Source organism: Sulfitobacter delicatus (assembly GCF_900102535.1).
Lineage (GTDB): Bacteria > Pseudomonadota > Alphaproteobacteria > Rhodobacterales > Rhodobacteraceae > Sulfitobacter > Sulfitobacter delicatus.
In genome coordinates, this window is record NZ_FNBP01000004.1 from 277,689 (window position 1) to 302,345 (window position 24,657).

Sequence of the window (24,657 nt, forward strand, 5' to 3'; positions counted from 1 at the left end):
GCCGCGTCCTAACGACGGACTCGGGCGGTTGCTTCGACAACTATTTAGGTGAAAATGGCGGACCCTAGAGGATTCGAACCTCTGGCCTCTGCCTTCGGAGGCGCTATTGACACCTTTCCTAATTGCGCGATAGAGCGCGACGGAGCACGATAAGATACTGAATATATTTGTATTTCCGTTTCGCTGTTCCGAAGCTTCTATCCAGAAACAGGTCGCAGCTTTCGCCCGTGTGCTTACGTAGTGCTTACGTGAGAAGGCTGCCGGCCGATCGGAAAGGTCTGAATTCGGATGGCAAAACTTACGAAACGTTTCGTCGATGCGGTCGAGATACGCGACAAAGACTATGTCGTATGGGATGATGAGTTGCCTGGCTTCGGGCTGCGCGTATTCGCCTCAGGAAAACGCAGCTACGTGATACAGTATCGTGCAGCCGGTCGCTCGCGGCGCTACGCGATCGGCCTTCATGGAGTCTGGACGCCCGAGACCGCCCGAAGGGAAGCGATGGCGCAGCTCGGCCAGGTCGCCCGCGGTGAGAACCCTGCCGAGAACCGGCAGCTCGACCGCAAAGCGATGACCGTAAAGGAACTGGCCGAGCAATACGTCAAAGCCATGGAAGCCGGGCTAATCATGGGCAAAGGCGGACGCCCAAAGCGACCGTCCACGATTTATACGAACATCGGTGCTTTGAACGGACACATCATCCCCCTGATCGGCCAACGCCGCGTGCGTGACCTCACCAAGGCCGACGTGACGAAGATGATGAACGACGTGATTGCCGGGAAAACGCGTGCTGTCAAAAAGACTGGCAAGAAGCGAGGTGTTTCTATTCTGCGCGGCGGTCGTGGAACGGCGAGCAAATGCGTCGGCCTGACAGGCTCGATGCTTACTTATGCAATTAACATCGGGATCATCGAACACAACGTCGCCCATGGTATTCGAAAGCCAAAAGATCAGGTGCGAGATCGGCGCTTAAGCGATGACGAATACCGCGAGCTTGGCAAGATGCTTCGCGAGGCTGGCGAGGACCATGAACTCGCTCCTACAATCGCTATCACACGGCTTCTCGCGCTCACCGGCTGTCGACGCGGCGAGATACTTGGCCTGAAATGGAGCGAAGTCGATTTTGAGAACAGCTGCCTGCGACTTGCGGACTCAAAGGAAGGTGCATCGACAAGACCGATCGGACTACCTGTCATCGAATTGCTCGAAGACCGCCGAAAGACGGTTTCTGGCGACTACGTTTTTCCTGGGACACGAGCGTCACAGACCTTTGGAAGTTTTCCAAACCATTGGAACAGGATATTTGGCGGACGCAGGATTCCCGACTTCACCGCCCACATTCTTCGGCATAGCTTCGCCAGCACGGCGAATGATCTTGGCTTCACAGAAAGCACAATTGCTGCCCTCGTCGGCCATTCGACGGGATCGATTACGAGCAAGTACATCCACTCGGTTGACAGCGTCCTCATCATTGCTGCGGATACAATTGCAGGCTATATCCAAGGCCTCCTTGACGGCGTCGAGTTCAGACACACCGCCTACGCTCTGGATCGAGCTGCACGACGCGAGGCCCTGTCGCGGTTCATAGCGCAATCAAGCGCTTAGAACGGTTTCTATGCTCACCCAGACAAAGATAGCTTCCAGACTGGCCGAGCTGACTGTGGAGGAGAAGTCAGAGCGAGAATTTCGACGCGTGTGCTATCCGTCGCGTTGAGGTCTCTGGATTCTCAACGATGGCGTAAAAAAAGAGCAAGAGTTCGGCGGCTTTCGCGTGACGGGTTTGGAGGTCGAGAGAGAGGCTTTCGGCCGCCCGTCGCGGGAGAAAACCCATGAATACCGAGATTATCGATGCCGGGCGTGACATCAGCGGCGGCTACAAGGTGGATGTGTCGCGCGGCACAAATGTGGACCGGGTGTCGTCCGAGTGGTTCTCGCGGCCGGATGACGAGCGGTATCTGTCGCTCGACGATCTCTTCGCATCCGTCAAGGGCCGGGCGGAGCGGAGCCGGACGCGCACGGTGGAGAGTGCGGCGATCCGGGTCGAGGCGCATCGCGACAATCCGGAGAGGCTGGGGCTGGTCTTGCCCGGCGGGGATGAACCCATCGCGCCGACCCATTGGTCCTTCGGCCAGCTCTCGAGCCTCGTTGGCGCGCCCGCGGCCTATCTGCGCCAACTGCCCGCCCCTCTGGCGGGGATCAACCTGCAATACGGCCTGACCAACCACTGGGCCGAGCAGATCAAGACCATGGAGGTCACGGATGGCCGCACGGAGCTGCGCGCCGTGACCGGCCCCGACTATGGCCGGATCTACGACCACGAACTGGTCTCCGCCGTTCAGCGCATCGCGGGTAACGGCACCGGCGATACGCGCTGGAAGGTGCCGGGCGTGCTCGACTGGTCCACCGGCATCTACAACCCGCGCGTGGACGTGACGAAGGAGACGACGACGCTCTACGCCTCGGACCGTGATGTGTTCCTGTTCCTCGTCGACGACCTCAACCCCATCGAGGCGGGGCTGCTCCCCGACGGCTCGCCCGACCTCTACTTTCGGGGGTTCTATTGTTGGAACTCGGAGGTAGGCGCCAAGACGCTCGGCATCGCCAGCTTCTACCTTCGGGCGGTTTGCCAGAACCGCAACCTCTGGGGCGTTGAGGACTTCCAGGAGATCACGATCCGGCACTCGAAATACGCCGCCTCGCGCTTCGCGCATGAGGCCGCCCCGGCGCTGAGCCGTTTTGCCGAGTCCTCGCCCGCGCCCTTTATCGACGGCATCCGCGCAGCGCGCGAGAAGATCGTCGCGCGGTCGGACGACGACCGGCAGGATTTCCTGCGCAAGCGCGGGTTCTCGAAGGCGGAGACGGGGCGGATCGTCGAGACGGTTCTGGCCGAGGAAGGCCGCCCGCCCGAGAGCGTGTTCGACTTCGTTCAGGGGATCACGGCGGTGGCCCGGTCCAAGCCGCAGCAGGATGCGCGGCTGGTGATGGAGGGGAAAGCGAAAGGGCTATTGGAGTCGGCAATGTAGGCTGGATAAGTCCGAGGTGGTCGCTACTGCGGCCACCTCCGTTGCACCTAACCGTTATGTTTGTTCGCTTCGAGCTCATTCTTACCCCCGCCGCGACCCATGGATTTGTTCCGCGCGTTCCGCCCGGCCGGTTGCGCCTCAGTGATCTCGCGGGCAAGGGCCGCGCGTTCAGCTCGTCGACTGTCCGCTTCCCTTCCTAACGCCTCCTGCCAATTGCAACTTCGAGGCTGCGAGCGCGAACGAGGCCGCGAAGGCGATGGAGGAAGATCCGCATGCGCGACAGAAACGCCCGGAACGAATGCTCAAGCTATTGCGAATATTTGGGAACTCTGGAGCGGATACTTTCGGCCGTACATCCGCACTCTGATCGGGGCGGCAGATTCACGAACGAGAGTTCGTTGGTCAGGAAGTTGAATTCACCCCGGCGGTTCCACATGGCTGGACGGAGCCTGTCAGACCTGACTGCAAGACGTAGGACTTCCGATGCCGCCAAAGACGAAGTTATCCCAGTGAGCGGGGAAAGACTTCCCAGGTTCCGCTTCGGACGCCACAGTCTCCGCACACCTTGCAGAGACTCGTCTTCGAGTTCATCCAAAGTGATGCGCGAACAGTTGAAGCATGCAGATTCGCCGGGAGTGACCGTCATCCCAATCAGGCTCAGGTGCAGATTGTACCCGCCAGCGATGACATATGGGATGCCTTGATGCTGGCAATACTCGTTGATCCATGCGCTTGTGATGTCCACCGACGGCTCATCGGCGCAGTTTACGATCACGTCTGGTCTTGCCTCGGAAAGCAAAGCGCGGAGTCTGTCTGCATCGCAGACATTTTCTTTGACCATCCGAACCCGAACGCCTTGTGATATCCGATGGAGGGAGGATGCGATGGCCTCGACCTTTGGGGCACCAATGTCCTCGTGAAGGAAGATCGAACGGTTAAGGTTGGATTCCTCCACATGATCGCCGTCAATCACGATGAAGTTTTCGAGGCCGGAATGAGCAAGCTGCACTGCAGTCCAGCTACCGACGGCCCCACAGCCAAGAATGGCAACCCTTGTTGAGCGGAGCCTTTCGAAGGCAGCAAACAGTTCTGCGGCAGGGAAGTAGTCTCCGAGAAAATTCAGGACGCGGTAGTGCTCGGTGGCGTCAATAGCGTCTCGAACGACCTTCGGTTCAACAGCGCACCGCTCGTGCAAGACTTCCATGAAACGCGAAATTTGCGTCACCGTAGCCCCATGCGCCTGACAGACCTCCTCAAGGCATCGGCTGCCATCAAGACTTCTGACGACATTGGCGATTTCTGATCGTAGCCGAAATCGCATGGATCGTCGCGTAGAAGATTGAAAGAAATCAAAGATTCCGTCTCCTGCTGGGATCATGGAGATGGACGGTCGTATCAGCCAACGCGAAGTGGGTGTGAATTCAATCTGCATGTGCCTGCAGCTTTCCTAGGTCGCCGCAGGTCGGGCACTCCGGATTTCTTCCCACCTTGAAACTGTCGATATTATATTGGTCGAAAAGGAATTCACCTCGACCTTGCTCGACATCTCCGCCTTTTTCCGAAAGGAGCCGTACGATCTTCAGGACCGCGGCCGAGGCAGCAAATGCCGACAACGACGGCAGACCCCCGAAACCGCGTCGGCGATCAACGATAGGATGGGAGATTGGTTTCCAACCGCGCAATGTCTCTTCAAAGTGTATTGCATAGCAGTCGGAGCAAGGTGTTTGGCCGGGAACAATCATCTCGCTGAGACTTGCGAGGTGAGCGTCAAAACCACCTGCAACCAGCAGGGGCAGACCCTTCTCCACACAGTATCTCGATAGCTTTATGCTTGTCGCGCCTATGTATGGCTCGTCCGCAGTGTTTATGATCAGGTCTGTATCCGCTCCGATGAGTTCTTCGACGTTCGTATCTATGTCGAGGGGGGATTGTATGGCGCGTGTTTCTGGCTCGAGCGCTTGGCTATGAACGAATTTCTCGGCAACCAAAGCCTTTGGTTCGCCGATCAGTCGGTAATCGAAAATAGCATTTCGTGTGCGATCGGCGGGCTCCAATGTCTTTGGATCAACAAGGATGAAGCGCTGGAAGCCGATCTGAACAAGCTCTCTGAGAATCCAACTGCCGACCGCGCCAATGCCAATCAGTGCGATCCTGCAGTCCATTATTCTCTTTAGGAGAGCCGTGGCCGCAGCTTCGGACTCTTCAATGTCGAGAAAGAAATTCAGCTGTCGAGAATAGCGCTCAACTTGTTCGGGGCAGAACGCATGGTGCATCCAATCCTTCCGGACAAGGATGCCCTTGCCATAAAGATATTGAATGAAGTCAACAAATGACGAAGAGTGCTTGCTGTCCAAGCTGGATGCCCGTGCTTCATACCGTGCATCCAGCTCCATGACTGACGCGGAGCCGTCTAGCCACTCGAGGCATTCAATCAAAAGCGGCGTCACCTTGAGGCGTAGCCGCTTCCTCGTGGACAGAAAGACGAAGTGAACGACGGCGTCGGGGGAAACATAAACATCCACCCCGTCCCTGAGCCAGAGACGAAGCGATCCGAATTGGTCGTCATCACCGCGGATCAATACTGGATCTGACCGCCCCGTACGTCGAGGAACTTGGCCCAGTCTTCATCGCTCGCAACGAAGGTCGCGTCCGCGCTGCAGGTGCGCGTGCAGCAGTCAGAGCGCCCGCCAGAACACTCCTTCGTGTACGCGGCTGCGTTCGTCATCCCCTCGGACGCTTCGATCTCCTCAAAGCCATGCTGTTCAAAGGTGTACTTGCTCGTCATGAAAAGCGCTCCAGACCCGTTTCCCAATTCTTTCATAATGTTACGTTTGACAGATGTTTCGGTCAACTTGAAACGGGGGTGAGATCAGAGATGATGCGAAGAAAAGCGCAAAACAAGGTCTGGCTTGTCCCGCACAGCGGACGCTCGCGCGACAAGCGTACGGTGATAGCACCTCTAGAGTGAGAGGGGTGCCGGGTTTTCCGTGACGGGTTTGGAGGTCGGGAGAGCGGCTCCCGGCCGGCCTGTCGCGGAGATATCCCGATGACCAAGCAACAGAAAATCACCCTCAGCGCCTCGCGCGACATTCCTTTCAACAAGCTGATGCTCAGCCAGTCGAACGTGCGCCACGTCAAGGCCGGCGTGTCGATCGAGGAGCTGGCCGAGGACATCGCGCGGCGGACGCTGCTCAGCTCCATCACCGTGCGGCCCGTGCTGGACGACAGCGGCGCCGAGACCGGCATGTACACGATCCCCGCCGGCGGGCGGCGGTTTCGTGCGCTGGAACTGCTCGTGAAGCAGAAGCGCATGAACAAGACCGCGCTGGTCCCCTGCATCGTGCGCACCGATGGGCTCGCCGAGGAGGACAGCCTGGCCGAGAACGTCCAGCGCGCGCCGCTGCACCCGCTCGACCAGTTCCGCGCCTTCCAGGCGATGCGCGAGAAGGGCCGGACCGAGGAGGAGATCGCCGCGGCCTTCTTCGTCTCGGCCAGCGTGGTCAAACAGCGGCTGAAGCTCGCCGCCGTGGCACCATCGCTGCATGATGCCTATGCCGAGGAGGAAATGACGCTCGACCAGCTCATGGCCTTTACGGTCAATCCCGATCACGCACGGCAGGAGCAGGTCTGGGAGGCGCTGCAGCGGCACTATTCGCGGCAGCCCTACGAGATCCGCCGCATGCTGACCGAGGGTGCGGTGCGGGCCTCGGACAAGCGGGCGCAGTTCGTCGGGCTCGACGATTACGTCGAGGCCGGGGGTGAAATCCTGCGCGACCTGTTCCAGCAGGATGACGGCGGCTGGCTGCAGGATGCCGCCCTTCTCGACGTCATGGTGCGCGAGAAGCTGGCCGAGCAAGCCGAAGTCATCCGCGCCGAGGGCTGGAAATGGGTCGAGGTCGATACCGAATTCCCCTATGGCCATACCTTCGGCATGCGCCGGATCCATGGCGAAGCGGTGCCGATGAGCGACGAGGAGGCTGCCAGCTACCAGGCGCTGAAGGCCGAATACGACGCGCTCGAGGCCGAGCACGTAGACGCCGACGAGTTGCCCGACGACATCGATGCCCGGCTGGGCGAGATCGAGGAGGCGATGGAGGCACTCGAAGCGCGCCCGATCCGGTTCGAGGCCGAGGATCTGGCGCTGGCCGGGGCCTTCGTCAGCATCGACAGCTCCGGGCGGCTGCGGGTCGAGCGGGGCTATGTGCGAGCGGAGGATGAACCGGTCGAGGAAGTGGAAGATGTGGGCGAGGTCGCATCCGATCCGGTACCGGTCGCGGATATCGACGAGACCGCCACGTCCGCCCCTGACGACGAAGAAGAAGACGACGGCCTCAAGCCGCTCTCCGACCGCCTCGTCATGGAACTCACGGCCCATCGGACCCTGGCATTGCGCAATGCGCTGGCCCAGGACCCGCAGGTCGCCTTCCTCGCGGCGCTGCACGCGATGGTCCTGCGGCTCTTCTACCGCTACGCCGTCGACAGCTGCGTCGAGATCGAACCACGTAACGCTGCCTTCGGATCGCAGGTGCCGGGTCTCGGCGACACGGCCTATGCGCAGGCCATCGACCAGCGCCACGAGACCTGGGCGCGCAACCTGCCGAAAGCGCCCGAGGATCTCTGGGATGCGCTGACCGAGTTCGACAGCTGCAGCCGCGAGGCGCTCTTCGCCCATTGCGTGGCAATGAGCGTGAACGCCGTCCACGACCCCTACCAGCGCCGCCCGCGCGCCATTGCGCATGCGGATGTGCTAGCCGGGACCGTCGGACTCGACATGGCCAAGGCGGGCTGGACGGCAACAGGCGACAGCTACCTCGGCCGCGTGACCAAGGCCCGCATCCTCGAGGCCGTGCGCGAAGCGAAGGGCGAGGACGCCGCTGACTGGATCGCTGGCCTGAAGAAGGCAGAGATGGTGACCGCCGCCGAGGACCTGCTCGTCGGTACCGGCTGGCTGCCGGACCCGCTGCGCACGCCGCCGCTGCCGGAAGAGGACGCACCGGAGATCGAACTGGTCGACCATGCGGACACCGCGGATGAAGCGTCTTCGAACGACGATCCTGACAGCGGCGAAGCGCAATCGGCGGAAGACGGCGGCGAACCGGCTATCGGGGAATCCGATGTGCCGCGCGAAGATGATCCCGTCGCCGGTGACGCCTTCGCCCGGACTGCCGCCGAGTGACCTTCGAGCAGGTCGGAGCTTCTTCCCCCCGAGTTCCGGCAACCGGGGTCCGCCAGAAATGGCGGGCCCCTTTTTCTATCCGCGACAGGAGGCACAAAGCATGCACAGCCCCGCCGCCGACATCGCCCGCCGCCTTGCCGAGGATGCCGAGGCCGTCTGCCGTCACTACCTCACGAACGGGCGCAAACAGGGCCGCTACTGGATCGTTGGCGATGTGCAGAACACACCGGGCCGCAGCCTCTACGTTCGGCTGACCGGTCCGAACTCCGGCCTTGGTGCGGCTGGCAAGTGGACCGATTCCGCAACCGGGCAGCATGGGGACCTTCTGGACCTGATCGCCCTGAACATGGGGATCACCACGCTGAGGGACACGCTGGACGAAGCGCGCCGGTTCCTCAGCCTGCCGCAGACGGACAGGCACCGCGCCGCCAATCCGCCAGCCTCTCGCGGCTCACCCGAGGCCGCGCGGCGGCTCTGGGCCATGGGCCAGCCGATGTCGGGCACCTTGGCGGAACGCTATCTCGCGGGGCGCGGCCTCACTGGGCTGGGCCATCTCGATAGTCTCCGGTTTCACCAGAACTGCTTCTACTGGCGCGAGGATCACGCACTGAACGATCCGCCCGAGACTTGGCCCGCCCTGCTCGCCAAGGTGACGGACCTCGATGGACGGCTCACCGGCCTGCACCGCACCTGGCTTGACCCCGCCACTGCTGACAAGGCCCCGGTCATTCCACCGCGCAAGGCGATGGGCAATCTCCTCGGCCATGGTGTTCGCATCGGCAAACCGGTCAGCGTGCTGGCCGCAGGCGAAGGGCTGGAGACCATGCTCTCCCTGCATCTAGTCCTGCCGAAGCTTCCTGTCGTGGCGGCTTTGTCCGCCAACCATCTCGCAGCCCTGCAACTGCCCGCCGATCTTCGCCGCCTCTACATCGCCGTCGATGCCGATCCGGCAGGCCTGTCCGCCGCAGACCAACTGGCGCATCGGGCCATGGGGGCCGGGATCGACGCGATCCACCTCTCCCCCCGTCTCGGCGATTTCAATGACGATCTGCGGGCCAATGGCCGCGAAGCGTTGCGCGCGCATCTGCGTCCGCAACTGGTGCCCGAGGATGCCGTGACCTTCCTCGACCACGCCATCGATTGATCGGAGTCGGCGCAGCCGGCCAGCGCCTCCGCGATCAGAGCCACGCCTTCCGGCCTTCCGAGAGCGGGCCAAACGGAGCAGAGCCCGGACGGGCCCGCAACGGCCAGGGCCGTCCTCCGCTGCGCTTCGGTTCCACCCCATCGCGCGAGCGCGACGGGGACCCCTGAGAATGCAGACCCGTCCGGCCCCCGCTTTTCCGTTGCCCGGGAAGGCCGCGAGAGGCGCGGGCTTCGACAACCGGAGACGACATCATGACCGACACACATCTTCAAACCCGATCTTCCACCGCCGTTGTGCTCGAGGAACTGCAGCTCTACGGCTGGCGCCCCTTCACGGACGACCCCGATCCCCGCCCCTTGCCGGAACCCGACGCCATTCGCACCGCCGTCGCCGACATTTTCGACGCGCTCGTCTCGACGCTGTCCGACACGCGGTTGGAGCCCGACCTCGAAGATCTGCTCTGGTCCACCACGAACCTGTTTCACCGCATGGCGACACGGACAGGCCGGGATCTCGACAGCAACGAACAGGCGCAGAAACGGGCGCAGCGCGAACAGGACGGCTCCGAGGTCCGCTCGGTCGAACTGGAAACCCTGATCGCGGAGGGCATCACGCTCATCGAACGGCGCAATGCCTTTGAGGCCATGCGCGATCTCGCCGCCGAGGGCTTCGAGGCGCATCTCGGCCAGACTTGGCACCCGCGCACGGGCAGCCACGTGAACCGGCGTACCTTAACTGCGTCCCTGATCGACAGCCGCGATCATCTCACTGCGAAGCGCCGGGCCGATCTGGAACCGCTCCTGCCCCAAGGCACCAAGATCGCCTTCACCGGCGGGCTGGACTGCAACGATCACGCGGCCATCTGGGCAGCGCTCGACCGCGTCCACGCAAAACACGCCGACATGGTCCTGTTGCACGGCGGCGCACCGCGCGGGGCCGAACGGATCGCCATCGCCTGGGCCGACAACCGCGCCGTGACGCAGATCGTCTTCAAACCCGACTGGACGCGGCACGGCAAATCGGCCCCCTTCAAGCGCAACGACCAGTTACTCGACACCCTGCCCATCGGGCTCATCGTCTTCCCGGGCTCGGGTATCACCGAAAATCTCGCCGACAAGGCCCGTGCGATGGGCATTCCCCTCTTCGACTTCCGGCCGAAAGCCGCCCCACCGGCATGACCGGTTTTCCGCCGACGCCCGCCCCGGACTCTCCCGGGGCGGGCCGTTTTCTGCTATGATCTGCCCGTGCCAATGGAGGAGGTGGCGGCGCGATCCTTGTTCTCGAAAGGACTGCCTCATGTTTTTCTCCACCCTCTTCACGCTGTTCGGCCTTGGTGCCCTCTGCTGGATCTTGTTCAACCTGGCCGTCTACGCCCTGCCCTTCGCGATCGGGCTGACGTCCGGCATGTATCTGTATGAAACGGGTCAAGGCGTCTTCCTGTCGATCATTGCGGGCCTCTTCATCGGCGGCTTCGTCGCCGTTCTCGGAGAATTCGCCTTTGACCGCATCCGTTGGGCCCCGCTCAAACTCGCCATCGGTCTGATCTACGCGGTCCCCGCCGGGATCGCCGGGTTTCATGCAGCAAAGGGTCTTGCCGAATTCGGCAGCGCGGGCGCTGCGACCATCACCCTCCTGTCTTGGCTGGGCGCGCTGGTCGTGGGCGGGACCGCTTGGGCGCGGGTATCGGGCTGGTCCGAGGTCAACGCCTTGTCCGACCCGCATCCGCACAGGTCTTTCGACGAACACTGAACGCCCTGTGAAGCTTGCGCCGGTGCGTGCCGTCCGCGACGTCGTCAGCTTGCGCCGCAACCGATTGCTGCAAAAGGTCTCGATCCTCGCCGTCACCGCAGCATTGCAGTTGGGCAGGACTGGCTGAGCAAAGCCAGATCGCAGAAACCCATGTTGTGGCGCATGGCCCCGGTCGCGCACGCACCCGGATCGCCGGCAGACCGAACATCGCGGCAGGCAAACACAGACACGGCGAGAGGGGGCAATCCCGGAGTAGCGTGGCACATCCGGGACATACACCGCTCCGCCTGCACGCCAAAACCTGTCTTTGCACGACGCATGCTGCCGGGGTCTTGCGCGGTCCAGAGGTAGCCTGTCATCCCCTCTTCCATGGCATGACGCCACGCGTCCCTTGCGGGCCTCTCAGCGGCTGATCTGACCGGGATCGGCTGACGCCTCGACCGCCTTGGCCGCAACGGCAGGTCCGGACTTTCTTCCCCTGGCGCCCCCGAAAAATATCGGGTCCGCCATTCCTCGCGCGGCAAGAAAGACCGGCCTTGCCGTCCTCCGCTGGCGCTGCGGGCCACAGGGGCTGCGTCGGCGGATCGCCCCGGTCCTGACGATCGCCATCGAGGCCGCGAAGGGCGCGGGCTCGGACAAGCCAAAAGGAGATATGACATGGCCACCATCGGAACCTTCAAGAAGACCGGCAGCGAATACGTCGGCGAAATCGTCACCCTGAGCGTTCAGGCGAAAGCCGTCCGCATCGTCCCCGAGGACAGCACCCCGAACGAGAATGCCCCCTCCCACCGCGTCTTCGTCGGCCGTGCCGAGATCGGCGCCGCCTGGTCCAAGCGCTCGACCGAGGGCCGCGACTACCTGAGCCTCAAGCTCGACGACCCGAGCTTCACGCAGCCGATCTACGCCAACCTCTTCGACGATACGGTGATCGAAGGCGGCGAAGAGACCTTCAGCCTCATCTGGTCGCGCCCCAACACCCGCCGCAACGGCGACTGACAACAGACCGCCCCGCCCAGGATCACTGGGCGGGGTCCACTTTCCTTTTCGTTGGTTTGGCAACAAGCGGTTCGGAGCCATGCTTGAAGCCAACACGTTCAGCCCTGATATGTACTTGGCGCTTCTAGGACTTTTGCTGCGCAGAATAGCGCAAAGAAGGCATTGGTTTCTGAAAGCGCCGTTCGTTCACGGGTGACAAGCCCTGCACGAACTGCGATGCTCAAAAGGCTGTTTGAGGAACGTACATGCCGACAATGACCGAGAACCTACCCAACAGGGTTAGGAAGCTGACTAAGCCAAGAAATTATGCGCAAGCGATGCAGCCATTCTTGGAAGCTGTCAGCAATTCAATCATGGCAATTGATGACCGAGTGGCAGTATTCGGAGGTCGTTCGGATGGAGTAGTCAATATTGTCGTCTCAGATCTCGGGGCAGACGACATCAGCATTGAGATATCGGACAATGGCATTGGCCTTGACAAAGAGCGGTATGATGCGTTCTGCGAGATTGACACCGACTTCAAAAGGGAGCGCGGCGGCAAAGGAGTCGGCCGTCTTTACTGGCTAGACGCATTCAAGAAGATAGAGGTAGTCTCTAATTATAAAACAGACACTGGCATGTCACAGCGAGCTTTTGAGTTTCGCTTGGCGCAAGAAAATCAAGTATTTGAAAATACTGACTTGGATCATGATCTAGCGCAAGGCGTTACTGGAACGACAGTTCGCTTTAGAGGATTACGACAGGGGCCTTACTTGGAGCTGTTTCCGAAACGGGCCGCAACGATCAAAGACTATTTGGCAGCTGAGTTTATTTCAAATTTCTTGAGCAAGGTCGGTCCAGTAGTCCACTTAACCGCCACGACCAAAGGCGGAACCGTACAAACAGCAACTTACCCAAAAGATGTTTCGGAATTGGTTGCGCGAGGGCCTGAAAAAATCAGCGATATTATTCTAGATGACGCTTCAAAACTTGAAGTTCGCTGTTTTCTTTGTGACAAAAAGGCGAGTTCTGGGCTTACCGGCCGCCATCAAGTTCATTTGCTCGGAAATAACCGCACTGTTGAGAGTCGAAATGTAGACGATCTAGTTGCGATTGGCCCTCTAAGAACCGAAGAGCTCGATGACTTGGCACTTCATATTCTGGTGAGCGGTGAACTCCTTGACAACAGTGTTGCCGAAAGCCGCACATCCTTTACTCTTCCGGAAGGCGAGGTTTCCGAGATCGTTAAAAGCGCGGTCAAAACTGCACGATCAGAATTCATTGCAGACCAGCTGAACGAGTTTGATCGAGCCCGTAGGGAGCAATTTGATAAATTCTTGGAACATCAACCAATTTTTGGTTTTGCCAATAGGGATGAGATTTTTGCTTCGCTGCCTGCAAATGCAAAAAGCCCAGAAGATTTCGTAAGCAAATTGGCGCTTCCTAGGTTTCGCGCTGAGCAAAAGAGAGAAGAAGCCCTTTCATCTTTGGTGGACAAAGTCGTATCGGGCGATGAAGTTCCCGAAAATTTTGGCGAGGTTGTACGCCGTGCTGCCGAAGGGGTGCAGGACAATGAAAGGGCAGCGTTGGGCCACCACGCCGCAAGAAGAAGAGTTGTCTTGGACCTGATGGATCGTTTGATCCGACGTCTTCGAAATAGCCCAGACAAAGACAAGAACCACGTAGAAAACACCTTACATACTTTGCTTGTACCGATGAGGGTCAATTCATCTAATCCAGACGAAGAGGAGCGTGCGGCTCACGACCTTTGGCTATTGGACGAGCGCTTGGCTTTTGCGTCCGGTTTCTCTTCTGACAAACGTTTAGCTGCCGTTCTTGAAGACAGTGATAGTGAGCTAAGGCCCGATGTGCTCTTGTGGGACGTGCTCTATGCATTGGGTCCAGTGGGTCACCAAGGAGGTGCCGAAGATGTCGAGGACACAGAACCTCTTTCTACGGTGTTCATTGTTGAGCTGAAACACCCTGGTCGCGAAAACTACAAGGCGGAGGAACGAATCGAGGATCAGGTTCGAAGATATGTCACTGAGATAAAGGGTGGCAAAATCGAGAGTTTTGGCCGTAGAAAAATCCGCGTTTCAGACGACTGCCAGTTCCATTGTCTCGTTGTCGCCGATTTTCATGGACGGCTAGCAGATGAAGTGTCAGGTTGGGACTATGTCCATAATCGCCGAGGTCGTGAGCGACGTCTTGGCGGGGATCATTCGAGCGTAATCATCCAGGCCGTTGAATGGGATTATGTCCTCTCAACATCACGCCAAGCGAACAGAGCCCTACTTGACGCGGCCGGTCTTGATCGTGCGCGAACGACAGATTTCACCAAACAACGTTCGATACAGGATGACAGTCAGGAGGGTACAAAGGCAGCTGAATAGGTGTCTGCTTTCTCGCTTGGTAATCCTTGCCTTGCTTATGCAGCAATTTTCCAGAATCCGCCCTGCCCTAAGAGATTGCGAATCTTCAAACCTTCGCGTATATGACTAAGTCATACCTCGGAGGCAAACATGACCGTCAAGACAACCCTCAGCTTCACCGACCGCCACCATCGGTTCCTGACCGACAAGGTGGGCCAAGGCGTCTTCGCCTCGCAAAGCGCGGCTGTGGCGGCGGCGCTGGAGCAGATGATGCGCGATGAAGAGGAGCGCGAGCTGGCCCTTGGCGCGATGGCTGAGGAAATCCGGGCGCGGCTCGACACACCGCGCGCCGATTATGTCTCGGCCGAGGACGCGTTTGCCACCGCGCGCTCCCGGCTGCAGGCTGCGCGCGAGGCGTGAGCTATCGCATCCGGTTCCATCCGGCGGTCACGGATGATCTCGACGCGATCACACACTGGCTGATCGACTATGCCGGCCCGCAATCCGCCGCGCGCAGGCTGGACGAGATCGAGGCCACCATCGCCAGCCTCGCTGACCTGCCGCACAGGGGCAGCCGCCGGGACGAGATTGCCCCCGGGCTGCGCGCCATTCCAGCAGGCCGCAAGGCCGTGATCGCCTTCACCGTCGACGATGATGCGCGCGAGGTTCATATACACGCCGTGACTTATGCCGGGGCCGACTGGATCACGCGCAGTAAAGTGCGCAGGCGATAGCAGGATGGCGCGCAAACCCGTCCACAAATGGGCCTTCAAACCTGGCATGCGCGCAAGCGCTTTCGGATGGCGCGGCTCCGCCAAGGCGATCGAGCGGTTGAAATCGGCCAGCGCGGAAATCCGGGCCGTCAATCGTGCGGATCCTGTCACGGCGGCGGACGGCGTGGTCGCATTGGCCGCGCGGATCTGGCCCGCGTTTGAGCATATCGACACCTCCTCGGGCGCGCTTGGCACCGCCGTGCGCCACACACTTGACGACCTTGTGCCAATCCTGATCGCCGCCCCTGCCGATGAAAAGACACGCGCAAAATGGCTGGAACAGCTGCGCGCGGCGATCGAGGACGATGGCGTCGACTACCTCGCCCCGATCTCGGAGCGGTTCGGCGAGATTGCGGCGTATCCCGCGCTCATGACCTTACATGCCGACAGGGATCTCGCCCTGATCCATCGCGCCTGGTCGGATTGGGAGCGGTATTCCCATGTCGGCACCGCGACCCTCACGCTGTCCTGCCTGCTCGAGGCCGCGCGGTATGACGAATTGCTGGCGATCCTCGCGGTCAAGAAGACCCGACTGTGGTTCGATGACAAGTTCGGAGCCGAAGCCTTGCTTCGACAGGGCCGCGAGGATGACGCATTGGCCTTTGCCGAGGCGCTGCTACAGGGGGACCGCCAGACATGGGGCCATCACGACATCTGCCGGTTCTGCGAGGCGATCCTGGTGCGGCAAGGCAAGGCAGACGAGGCCTATCGCCGGTTCGGCCTGCCCACAGCCAGCGGGAACACCTGGCTGGCGATATGGCGCGATCTGGTCAAGCGCTACCCTGACCGGGATGCCCGTGCATTGCTGGAAGACCTGATCGCACTCCACGGGCGCAAGGGCAAATGGTTTGCCGCAGCCAAGACCGCGACGTATTTCGACATCGCCCTAGACTGCGCGACCGATCACGAGGCGGCCCCGGCGACGCTCATCCGGGCCGCCCGAGATTTCGCAATCAAGGAACCGGCCTTCGCCGCCGAAGTCGCTCTGCACGCCATCAGGCATCTTCTGGCCGGCCGTGGCTATGAACCCAGCCCCTTCGAAATCGACGAAGCGGTCGATCACCTGATGACCGCCAGCACACGCATCGACCGGCGGGGCTGGGCCATCGCGGCGCTTCAGCGACTGATGGAGACCACGCCCGGCGATGATCTGATGCAACGGCGCCTTGGCCAGAAGCTGACCGAACTCAGTGCTGAATAGCAGATTGATCGCTATAGAAGACCATCCTGCCCGGCGCACTGGGTTCGACCAATGCCCTGCCCTGAGCTTGCACGTTTCGAGCCAAAAGCTGACTGCCCGGGCGAACGATCACGATCATTGGGAACGCACATCGCCTTCGGCGCGTTCTTCGATCAACTGTGCTGGTGTTACATCCAGATGCGCCGCGACCCGCTGTAGAGTCTGCAACGTGACATTCTGCTGGCCGCGTTCCATGGCGCTGACATGGGCACGGTCGACATCCATCGCCGCCGCCAATGCGGCCTGCGTCAGCCCGCGTGCTTGGCGGTAGTGCTTGAGATTACTTGCAAAAACAACGCGGATATCCATCCGCAGCTAAAAAGCCTATCGCGTATTTTGGTGCGACGTATTATAATGCTCATCTGCAACCTGACTGACCGCGATCCGTTCTTGCACAGCCAATCTGATGTGCTTTTATGGACCTTAACGCCAAACGGCGAGGGGGAATCATGTCTGCCACCGGCACCACGCCGATCTCTGATCTCGCACCACAAGGCGATGATCTGACCGACTACGACCACGCACATATGACGCTTTACCTGCGCCTGTTCGACGCTGCTGAAAGCGGTGCAAGCCTGCAGGAAGTCAGCCAGATCCTGTTCGGCATCGATGCTGACAAGGAACCGGAGCGTGCCCGAAAAATCTATGACAGCCACCTCGCCCGTGCGCGCTGGATGACCGAACACGGCTATCGCAAACTTCTTGAGGGCGGTAACGGCTGAACTTTGCGCAATTCGGCCCAGATCGGCGAACACTCGCGCAGGTTGCGCAAGTTGACCGTTCGCGTCGTCGTTTTCTTGCACCTCCCGGCTATACTCTTTCCCCATCGAAACCTCTGACGCGGAGCTTCGCCATGACCAGGAATTGGCAAGACGAAGAGGCGTATGGACATTTCGACAGCCTCGACCTGTCCGGGCTGGCCTGGGAATGCCTGCGCCGCAATTCAGACTATCGCGCAACCTATCCCCAGATGCGGGATGGATTGAGATCACCGGCTGCATGGGGGTTACGATTTCCCGGTTGATCCGGACATCGACGCACCCAAAGCACCCGTGTTCTGGACGCCTTCAATCGCCCCGGCAGCGGTCGGGTATGCTGTGCCGGTCCCCGGCGGCGACACCGCCGCGCCGCACATCGATGCAGATGATCTGACCGTCATCGGAACGCGGGACGGCTTGATGTATGTGCGCCTCGCAACAGGCGCGTTGCTCGTGCTGGATGCAAAGAACCTGCACCGGCCCCTCGGCATCCTGGTGCCGCTGGACGAGCATTGGACGGCACGGATCAATTCCCTCGAGTCGCTCCGCGCGCAACTGCTTCATCACAAACGATCCCCTCCGCCCCTGACGTCGCAGCAGCGACGGCGCATTCAGCTTGCACTGCGCACGCTCGACGCGCGCCGGGATCGTGCCAGCTACCAGACGATCGCGCAGCATTTGTTCGGCCCTGAGGCTGTGTCGCGCGAGCATTGGAAGACCAGCTCCCTCAAGGCCCAGATCACCCGACTGACAGCCCATGGCACGCATCTGACCACCAAAGGCTATCGCTTTCTCCTTCTCGGCAAAGGACCCACGGGGCGCTCCAAGCCGCGAAAGTGATCACCCCGCGATCTCCGAAAATCGAACCCTCATCAGTCCCTGCTCCTGTTGGCCTATGGGGGTGACGTTTTCGCGCCGCGATCTTCGTCATCCCTCCCCACGGCGCTCTTCCGTTTTGATGACCTCCGACAGCCCGCGACGCGCCGTCGCGCGGCCTAGCCACCGGAGATGCTCAAATGCCCGACCCAAACGAAGGACTCCCGCCCCGCTACCTCAGAACCCCGGAAGCCGCCCGATTTCTCGGCCTGTCTGGCCGTACGCTGGAAAAACACCGGACCTACGGGACCGGCCCGCGCTATTCGAAAATCGGAGGGCGTGTCGTCTATGCGGTCGACGATCTGCAGGCCTGGGTCACGAGGGGCGAGAAGACCTCGACCTCGGACGAGACCGAAGACCGCGTTCTACCCGCCAAACGCCATGCCGCCGTTTCGCCGGCCTATCTGCGGCGTGGGCGTTGAGCCGATGCAGACACTTGTCCACCTCACCTGGATCGAAGGGCGTATCGAGCGCTGGATCCGTTTCGGTCGGATGGCCGGGGAAACCATCCTGACGCGCACGGAAAAGCGCGTGGGCTTCGCTCCCGGCGCGATCTTCGCGCTCGTCCGCTGGTCGTCGAACGACCACGGCACCGTTGAAAGCCGGATCGACATTCTGCGCGCCGTCGGCGCTGGCGAGCCCTGCTCCACGGTGCCCTGTGTCACGCCAGGCGGAGAGCTTTTGCTGCGCCTCTCCGGCTGGCCCAAGGTCGAGGCGGCGCTGCGGTCCGTCGACATCGTGGAAAGCTATGGCATCGCACCGGAAGATGTCTGCCCCGATCATTGGCGGCACGTCCACAACCGCCTGACCACTGCATTGGAGCCCCGTCCCTACACCCCTGCCCGGCATGCGGCCTGGCTCAAGCGTCGCATGGTGACGACATGAGCGCGGCGGTCCCTCCCCTCCTCGCGGCCGGTTTGTCCCTAGGTTTGCTCGCGGTCGCACAGATCGACCGCGCACCGCGTCTGATCTGGAATGCCTCAGCAAGCGTGCCCGTCGGTCTTTACCTTGTTCAAGCGTCAAACCCGCCATCGCTGGGCGATCTCGTTGCCGTGCGCCTGCCGGAAGACCTGTCATCTTGGGTGGTTGAGCGCGGCTATGTCGGTGCGGATACCTTGCTGTTGAAACGCATCGTAGCCGTCTCCGGCATGACCGTCTGTCGCGATGGTCTCGATATCGCCATCGGCGGCACCGTTGTTGCCCAGGCAGCATCGGATGACCGGCACGGTCGCCCACTTCCCCGTTGGACGGGATGTGTCACGCTCGGCTCGGACGAGGTTTTCCTGCTCGTCGCCGGTGTCGCCAACAGCCTCGATGGACGCTATTTCGGGCCCTTGTCAGCGGACACGATCCTCGGACGCGCCATCCCTCTTTGGACATATGAAGGGGCGGCAGATGCGCAGTCTTGAACGCGGTAACAGCCGTCGGCACGCGGGCGTCACGACCGCGCTTGTACTGATCCTCTGCACGCCGATCACCGTGGCACCGACCGTCGTGATCGCTCAGGACCGCAGTGTTTCTGCATCTGAGCAGCAACCCATCGACATCCATATCGCAGAAGCCGCGCGCAGGTTCGGCATCCCGCAGCCCTGGATCCGTGCCGTCATGGAAGTCGAGAGCGCGGGCAATCCGCGCGCGGTGAGCCACGCGGGCGCCATGGGGCTTATGCAGATCATGCCCGGCACCTGGGCCGAATTGCGCGCAGCCCACCGGCTTGGCGATGACCCCTTCGATCCACGCGACAACATTCTGGCCGGCGCCGCCTATCTGCGGCAGATGTACGACCGGTTCGGGTCACCCGGCTTTCTCGCGGCCTACAATGCCGGGCCTGCACGGTACCAGAACCACCTTGATACCGGACGCGCCCTGCCGCTTGAAACCCGCAATTACCTCGCCATCCTCGCGCCCTTCATCGCCGATGGAACCGACGTCGCGCGGGCAGTCAGCCGCCCGCAGAGGACGCAGGACTGGCGCGACGCCCCGCTGTTCGCGGCAACGGCTGAGACGGGTCAGACCCCCGGCGATGACGCCCAACGGATTGCGTCTGACGCGTCTCAAAACGGCATCTTCGTGCCTCTCAGCCGGGGGCAAACGCCATGATCCGCGGAATCGCACCATTGCGAGGTCTGGAAAGCCCGGTCGCAGGAATGTGCCGGGGCGGGTCGACGCGCAGGGTCTCAACAGAAAGAGCGCGAGATAAAAGAGGTGCCGCAGGCGGACCTCAAGCTGTTGTTTCTCTGAGAAGATTTGCGCGGCATGTCCAAGCTGCATGCCGCAGGACTTCACCTAGAGGTCTGATTTTTTGGCATTTTTCAAGCGGCAGCATGTTCTGCGAGCGAGTGCGGCCATGACCGGGCGCGACAATGACCTGCGCATCCGCCCCGGGCGTATCGGCGACGGCGGCCGGACCTCGAAGCGACCGACACGCTTCGTCAACGAGGTGATGCGAGCTGCGCGGAAATCCGGACATACCGGCTACCGTATCGGCGCGGGCAGCACGCGCTCCGGCAACGCCGCTTTCGGGCGTGGACGGTTTGCCCGAACCGCGAAAGGTCTGACCCGCACGTCCCGACGCGTCGTCGTGAAGGCCCGCGTCGTGCGCCACCAGGGCAAGCGCTTTCGCTCAGCGCCCATGGCCAAGCATCTCGGATACTTGCAGCGCGATGGCGTCGGTCAGGACGGGCGCGACGCCGACTTGTTCGGGTCTGACCGCGATGATCTCGACCGAGGCGGCTTTGCGGTGCGCTGCGAAGACGACCGGCATCACTTCCGGTTCATCGTCTCGCCGGAGGACGCGGGCGACTTGGAGGACCTGCGCGCCTTCACCCGGGATCTGATGGCCCGAGCCGAACGGGATCTCTGCACCACGCTCGACTGGGTCGCCGTCGATCACTGGAACACCGAAAATCCGCATGTCCACATCCTGGTGCGCGGCAAAGACAACGATGGGCGGGACCTTGTCATATCGCGTGACTATATCAGCCGCGGGTTTCGAGCACGCGCGGAAGACCTCGTACAACTGGAACTGGGACCCCGCAGCGAGCGGGAGATTTCCCAAGCCTTGGAAACGCAGGTCACGGCGGAGCGCTGGACCGATCTCGACCGCGGCCTGCGCTCGCTGACGGACGATCATGCCGGAATCGCCGACCTGCGGCCCGGCACGCCGGAGCCCCGCGATCCGGAGCTGCGCCGCTTGATGATCGGGCGTGCCCAGACACTGGAGAGGCTCGGGCTGGCCGAACAAATCGCCCCTGCCGTCTGGGAGTTGAAACCGACTGCCGAAGACACTCTGCGCGAGCTCGGGATGCGCGGCGACATCATCAAACGGATGCACCGGGCCATGGGCGCCGACCGGGAGCGCGCAGCGGATGATTTCGCCATCGAAGGCACGCCCACCGCGCCAATCCTCGGGCGGCTGGTGGAACGCGGCTTTCATGATGACCACGCCGGTAGTGGCTACGCGATCATCGACGGAGTTGACGGTCGCGTACATCACCTACGCTTCCGGGATCTCGATGCGACCGGCGACACGCCGCAAGGTGGCATTGTCGAAACCCGACTCTGGACAGGGAAGACGGACGAGACACTGCAACTGTCCCTTGTCGGTCGTTCCGATCTGTCGCTGGCCGCCCAGATCGAGGCGGATGGCGCCACCTGGCTCGACCGCCTACATCTTGCCCGAGACCGCGCACCGCTGAGCGGTGCTGGATTTGGCGCAGAGGTTCGCCGTGCATTGGAACGCCGCTCGGATCACCTTATCGCAGAAGGCCTCGCCCGACGACAAGGTCAGCGGATCACCTTTGCCCGCGATCTTCTGGCCACCCTGCGCAACCGCGAACTGGACGCCATCGCTCAAGACCTCAGCACACAAACCGGCCTCCCCCGTTACAAGCCGACCGAGGGCGAACCCGTTATAGGGACATTCCGCCAACGCCTCGATCTCGCCTCGGGCCGCTTCGCCATGATCGACGATGGTCTCGGCTTCTCGCTCGTCCCCTGGACCCCGCAACTCGAACGCCATCTCGGCCAGACCGTCACGGGCACGATGACGCCCGGCGGAGGGATCGATTGGAGCCTCGGGCGCAAGCGCGGGCTGAGCCTCTGAGCAGAAAGGACATCACCATGAGCCGTCAGGACACGTCATCGGCCACCAAGATCCTCTGGGGCCAGATCATCATCGTCAGCATCGTGGCGCTGCTCTTTGTCTGGGCAGCCACGCAATGGGTCGCGTTTCGTCTCGGGTTCCAACCCCAGCTTGGCGCGCCTCTGACCACCCTGTTCGGCCTGCCAATCTACCGCCCGTGGCAGGTCTTCACCTGGTGGTACTGGTACGACGCCTACGCGCCGCGCGTCTTCATGGAAGGGGCCGCGATCGCCGGCGCAGGCGGGATCGGCGCCATTGCCGTCGCGATCTTGCTGTCGGTCCTGCGGGCGCGCGAGGCGAGCGACGTGACAACCTATGGCTCGGCCAGATGGGCAAGCCCCAAGGATATCACCGCCGCCGAGCTGTTCGCAGACGACGGGGTCGTGCTGGGCCGTCTCGAAAAGCGCTACCTCCGGCATGACGGACCGGAACATGTGTTGTGCTTCGCGCCCACCCGCTCCGGCAAGGGCGTCGGCCTGGTGATCCCAAGCCTGCTGACCTGGCCCGGCTCCGCCATCGTCCATGACATCAAGGGCGAGAACTGGCAGCTGACGTCCGGATGGCGGGCGCGGTTCGGGCGTGTCCTGCTCTTCGATCCGACCAATGCCGCCAGCGCCGCCTACAATCCGCTGCTCGAGGTTCGCCGCGGGGAGCGCGAGGTGCGGGACGTGCAAAACATCGCGGATATCCTCGTCGATCCCGAAGGCCAGCTCGAGCGGCGCAATCATTGGGAGAAGACCAGCCATTCCCTTCTGGTCGGCGCGATCCTGCATGTTCTCTATGCCGAGAAGGACAAAACACTGGCAGGCGTCGCCGCCTTCCTGTCAGATCCTCGGCGTCCCATCGCCGCCACACTAAATGCAATGATGCGGACTGCCCATCTCGGAGATCGCCCGCATCCTGTTGTTGCCCAAGCCGCGCGCGAGCTGCTGAACAAGTCCGAGAACGAACGCTCCGGCGTCCTGTCCACCGCCATGTCCTTTCTCAGTCTCTATCGCGACCCCGTGATCGCCGCCGTGACCCGGCGCTGCGACTGGCGGATCGACGATCTGGTCTCAGATGCGCGGCCGCTCACCCTCTACCTCGTGGTGCCCCCGTCGGACATTTCCCGCACGAAACCGCTGGTCCGGCTGGTCCTGAACCAGATCGGCCGCCGCCTGACGGAAGAATTGCACAACACCAACCGCAAGCACCGCTTGCTGTTCATGCTCGACGAATTCCCCGCCCTCGGACGTCTCGACTTCTTTGAAAGCCAACTGGCCTTCATGGCGGGCTACGGTCTCAAGGCGTTTCTGATCGCCCAATCGCTGAACCAGATCGAAAAGGCCTATGGCCAGAACAACGCCATCCTGGACAACTGCCATGTCCGCGTCGCATTCGCGACCAATGACGAGCGCACGGCGAAGCGCCTGTCAGACGCCCTCGGTACCACAACCGAACTGCGCGCGATGAAAAACTATGCCGGGCACCGCCTGTCACCCTGGCTCGGGCATCTGATGGTCTCGCGCCAGGAAACTGCCCGTGCCTTGCTGACCCCCGGTGAGATCATGCAGCTACCGTCCGACGACGAAATCATCCTCGTATCGGGCGCAGCCCCGATCCGGGCGCAGAAAGTCCGGTACTTCCGCGACGCGCAACTAACGGCGAGAATCCATAATCCGCCTATCGTTGGAGGATCTGCACCCGTCAGCTCTGTGGAAACCGACGATTGGAGCAATCTTCAACCGATCGCACCGCCTCATGAAACTGAAACAAGCAAGCCCGCTGACGATGCGGATGACGGCATCCGAAGAGAGCCTGAGATTCCTGAGCATGAAGATGTGGCGCCTGAGTTGCCGTTCCCGCGCGAGGAATTCGCCGCCCTCGAAGACGAACCCGACGACGAGGCCCAACGCGCCCGCGCCATGCAGACCCGCTTCCGCACCGTGGCGCGTCAAGCGGCCGTCGATCCGGACGACGGGATCGAACTGTGAGGTGACGCCATGAAGAAAGCCAAGATCACCGCCTATGTCGACGCAGCCCTCTTCGATGAAATCGACGCACTGGCGGCGCGGCGGCGCGTCCCCAAAACCCAGATCATCGAGGCGGCATTGGCGTCGTTCCTCTCACCCGACAGCGCCGAACAGAGCGAGGCCGCGATCGTCCGGAGGCTCGACCGCCTGACGAGGTCGCTGGAGCGTTTGGAACGCGACCAAGAAATCACGACGGAGGCGCTGGCACTGTTCGTCCGTTTCTGGCTGACCACGACGCCGCCGCTGCCCGATGACACATACTTGGCGGCCAAGGCGAAAGGGAAAGAGCGGTATGGAGGCTTCGTTGAGACACTGGCGCGACGGTTGGGTAAAGGCACCACACTGATGAAGGAGCTGCCGCTTGACCTGCCGGGCTCTACGGATCCCCGATAGCCAATGAGGGAGCGATAGTACA

Annotated in this window: 25 protein-coding genes; 21 read left to right on the forward strand and 4 right to left on the reverse strand. The window is 61.6% G+C overall.

Going from position 1 to position 24,657, the window contains the following annotated elements; translation table 11 throughout:
• The first annotated feature begins 288 nt into the window (after positions 1-288).
• Together BLS57_RS09940 and BLS57_RS09945 are read left to right on the forward strand one after the other, a co-directional pair.
• Positions 289-1,605, forward strand: a complete 1,317-nt coding sequence (locus BLS57_RS09940; RefSeq protein WP_093741764.1) for a tyrosine-type recombinase/integrase — start codon at positions 289-291, stop codon at positions 1,603-1,605.
• 224 nt (positions 1,606-1,829) lie between these two features.
• Entirely contained in the window at positions 1,830-3,023 is a 1,194-nt protein-coding gene (locus BLS57_RS09945) for a DUF932 domain-containing protein (protein WP_093741766.1), read from the forward strand.
• A 307-nt stretch (positions 3,024-3,330) separates the two neighbouring features.
• On the opposite strand, the gene BLS57_RS09950 is transcribed toward BLS57_RS09945, so the two are convergent.
• From BLS57_RS09950 to BLS57_RS09960, 3 genes are read right to left on the reverse strand one after another with little or no spacing between them, the layout of a single operon-like run.
• On the reverse strand, positions 3,331-4,455 hold the full coding sequence (locus BLS57_RS09950) for a HesA/MoeB/ThiF family protein (protein WP_093741768.1): 1,125 nt from the start codon (positions 4,453-4,455) through the stop codon (positions 3,331-3,333).
• Positions 4,445-5,602 (reverse strand): ThiF family adenylyltransferase, encoded by a 1,158-nt coding sequence (locus BLS57_RS09955; protein ID WP_093741770.1) that lies wholly within the window; start codon positions 5,600-5,602, stop codon positions 4,445-4,447. Before BLS57_RS09955 ends, BLS57_RS09950 begins: the two co-directional genes overlap by 11 nt.
• A complete protein-coding gene (locus BLS57_RS09960) occupies positions 5,599-5,808 on the reverse strand; it encodes a hypothetical protein (protein WP_093741772.1) in 210 nt (69 codons plus the stop codon). The genes BLS57_RS09955 and BLS57_RS09960 overlap by 4 nt, the downstream gene beginning before the upstream one ends.
• Positions 5,809-6,069: 261 nt before the next feature.
• On the opposite strand from BLS57_RS09960, the gene BLS57_RS09965 reads away from it, so the two are divergent.
• The 9 genes from BLS57_RS09965 (at position 6,070) to BLS57_RS10005 (ending at position 16,413) form a co-directional block, all read left to right on the forward strand.
• Positions 6,070-8,199, forward strand: a complete 2,130-nt coding sequence (locus BLS57_RS09965; RefSeq protein WP_093741774.1) for a ParB/RepB/Spo0J family partition protein — start codon at positions 6,070-6,072, stop codon at positions 8,197-8,199.
• Positions 8,200-8,299: 100 nt separating this feature from the next.
• A complete protein-coding gene (locus BLS57_RS09970; protein WP_093741776.1) occupies positions 8,300-9,343 on the forward strand; it encodes a DUF7146 domain-containing protein in 1,044 nt (347 codons plus the stop codon).
• 251 nt (positions 9,344-9,594) lie between these two features.
• Positions 9,595-10,521 carry a DUF2493 domain-containing protein gene (locus BLS57_RS09975; RefSeq protein WP_093741778.1) on the forward strand — a complete coding sequence of 309 codons (927 nt, stop codon included), beginning with the start codon at positions 9,595-9,597 and terminating at the stop codon, positions 10,519-10,521.
• A gap of 118 nt (positions 10,522-10,639) precedes the next feature.
• Complete coding sequence (locus tag BLS57_RS09980) at positions 10,640-11,092, forward strand: hypothetical protein (protein ID WP_208597548.1); 453 nt, start codon at positions 10,640-10,642, stop codon at positions 11,090-11,092.
• A 657-nt stretch (positions 11,093-11,749) separates the two neighbouring features.
• Positions 11,750-12,088, forward strand: a complete 339-nt coding sequence (locus tag BLS57_RS09985) for a DUF736 domain-containing protein (RefSeq protein ID WP_093741780.1) — start codon at positions 11,750-11,752, stop codon at positions 12,086-12,088.
• A gap of 245 nt (positions 12,089-12,333) precedes the next feature.
• The gene (locus BLS57_RS09990) at positions 12,334-14,460 is read left to right on the forward strand and encodes an ATP-binding protein (RefSeq protein ID WP_093741782.1); all 2,127 of its coding nucleotides are present in this window, start codon (positions 12,334-12,336) and stop codon (positions 14,458-14,460) included.
• A 129-nt stretch (positions 14,461-14,589) separates the two neighbouring features.
• Positions 14,590-14,859 carry a hypothetical protein gene (locus tag BLS57_RS09995; protein WP_093741784.1) on the forward strand — a complete coding sequence of 90 codons (270 nt, stop codon included), beginning with the start codon at positions 14,590-14,592 and terminating at the stop codon, positions 14,857-14,859.
• On the forward strand, positions 14,856-15,173 hold the full coding sequence (locus BLS57_RS10000) for a type II toxin-antitoxin system RelE/ParE family toxin (RefSeq protein ID WP_093741786.1): 318 nt from the start codon (positions 14,856-14,858) through the stop codon (positions 15,171-15,173). Before BLS57_RS09995 ends, BLS57_RS10000 begins: the two co-directional genes overlap by 4 nt.
• Before the next feature lie 4 nt (positions 15,174-15,177).
• Positions 15,178-16,413 carry a hypothetical protein gene (locus BLS57_RS10005; RefSeq protein WP_093741788.1) on the forward strand — a complete coding sequence of 412 codons (1,236 nt, stop codon included), beginning with the start codon at positions 15,178-15,180 and terminating at the stop codon, positions 16,411-16,413.
• A gap of 114 nt (positions 16,414-16,527) precedes the next feature.
• On the opposite strand, the gene BLS57_RS10010 is transcribed toward BLS57_RS10005, so the two are convergent.
• Positions 16,528-16,761, reverse strand: coding sequence for a helix-turn-helix domain-containing protein (locus tag BLS57_RS10010; protein WP_093741790.1), 234 nt, complete (start codon positions 16,759-16,761; stop codon positions 16,528-16,530).
• A gap of 140 nt (positions 16,762-16,901) precedes the next feature.
• Between BLS57_RS10010 and BLS57_RS10015 the strand changes: the two genes are divergently transcribed.
• The 10 genes from BLS57_RS10015 (at position 16,902) to BLS57_RS10055 (ending at position 24,635) form a co-directional block, all read left to right on the forward strand.
• Positions 16,902-17,174, forward strand: a complete 273-nt coding sequence (locus BLS57_RS10015) for a DNA -binding domain-containing protein (RefSeq protein WP_093741792.1) — start codon at positions 16,902-16,904, stop codon at positions 17,172-17,174.
• Between the two features lie 131 nt (positions 17,175-17,305).
• A complete protein-coding gene (locus BLS57_RS20115) occupies positions 17,306-17,476 on the forward strand; it encodes a transcriptional regulator domain-containing protein (protein WP_425274339.1) in 171 nt (56 codons plus the stop codon).
• Positions 17,477-17,504: 28 nt separating this feature from the next.
• Entirely contained in the window at positions 17,505-18,050 is a 546-nt protein-coding gene (locus BLS57_RS10020) for a DUF2285 domain-containing protein (RefSeq protein ID WP_093741794.1), read from the forward strand.
• Positions 18,051-18,226: 176 nt separating this feature from the next.
• Positions 18,227-18,508, forward strand: a complete 282-nt coding sequence (locus BLS57_RS10025) for a helix-turn-helix transcriptional regulator (protein WP_021100692.1) — start codon at positions 18,227-18,229, stop codon at positions 18,506-18,508.
• 4 nt (positions 18,509-18,512) lie between these two features.
• Positions 18,513-18,971 carry a DUF2840 domain-containing protein gene (locus tag BLS57_RS10030; protein ID WP_093741936.1) on the forward strand — a complete coding sequence of 153 codons (459 nt, stop codon included), beginning with the start codon at positions 18,513-18,515 and terminating at the stop codon, positions 18,969-18,971.
• Positions 18,968-19,495 carry a S26 family signal peptidase gene (locus BLS57_RS10035; protein WP_093741796.1) on the forward strand — a complete coding sequence of 176 codons (528 nt, stop codon included), beginning with the start codon at positions 18,968-18,970 and terminating at the stop codon, positions 19,493-19,495. The genes BLS57_RS10030 and BLS57_RS10035 overlap by 4 nt, the downstream gene beginning before the upstream one ends.
• Positions 19,482-20,186, forward strand: coding sequence for a lytic transglycosylase domain-containing protein (locus BLS57_RS10040; RefSeq protein ID WP_093741798.1), 705 nt, complete (start codon positions 19,482-19,484; stop codon positions 20,184-20,186). Before BLS57_RS10035 ends, BLS57_RS10040 begins: the two co-directional genes overlap by 14 nt.
• Positions 20,187-20,433: 247 nt before the next feature.
• A complete protein-coding gene (locus BLS57_RS10045; protein ID WP_093741800.1) occupies positions 20,434-22,191 on the forward strand; it encodes a relaxase/mobilization nuclease domain-containing protein in 1,758 nt (585 codons plus the stop codon).
• A gap of 17 nt (positions 22,192-22,208) precedes the next feature.
• Positions 22,209-24,203 carry a conjugal transfer protein TraG gene (locus tag BLS57_RS10050; RefSeq protein ID WP_093741802.1) on the forward strand — a complete coding sequence of 665 codons (1,995 nt, stop codon included), beginning with the start codon at positions 22,209-22,211 and terminating at the stop codon, positions 24,201-24,203.
• Between the two features lie 9 nt (positions 24,204-24,212).
• Positions 24,213-24,635 (forward strand): ribbon-helix-helix protein, CopG family, encoded by a 423-nt coding sequence (locus tag BLS57_RS10055; protein WP_093741804.1) that lies wholly within the window; start codon positions 24,213-24,215, stop codon positions 24,633-24,635.
• The last annotated feature ends 22 nt before the right edge of the window (positions 24,636-24,657 follow it).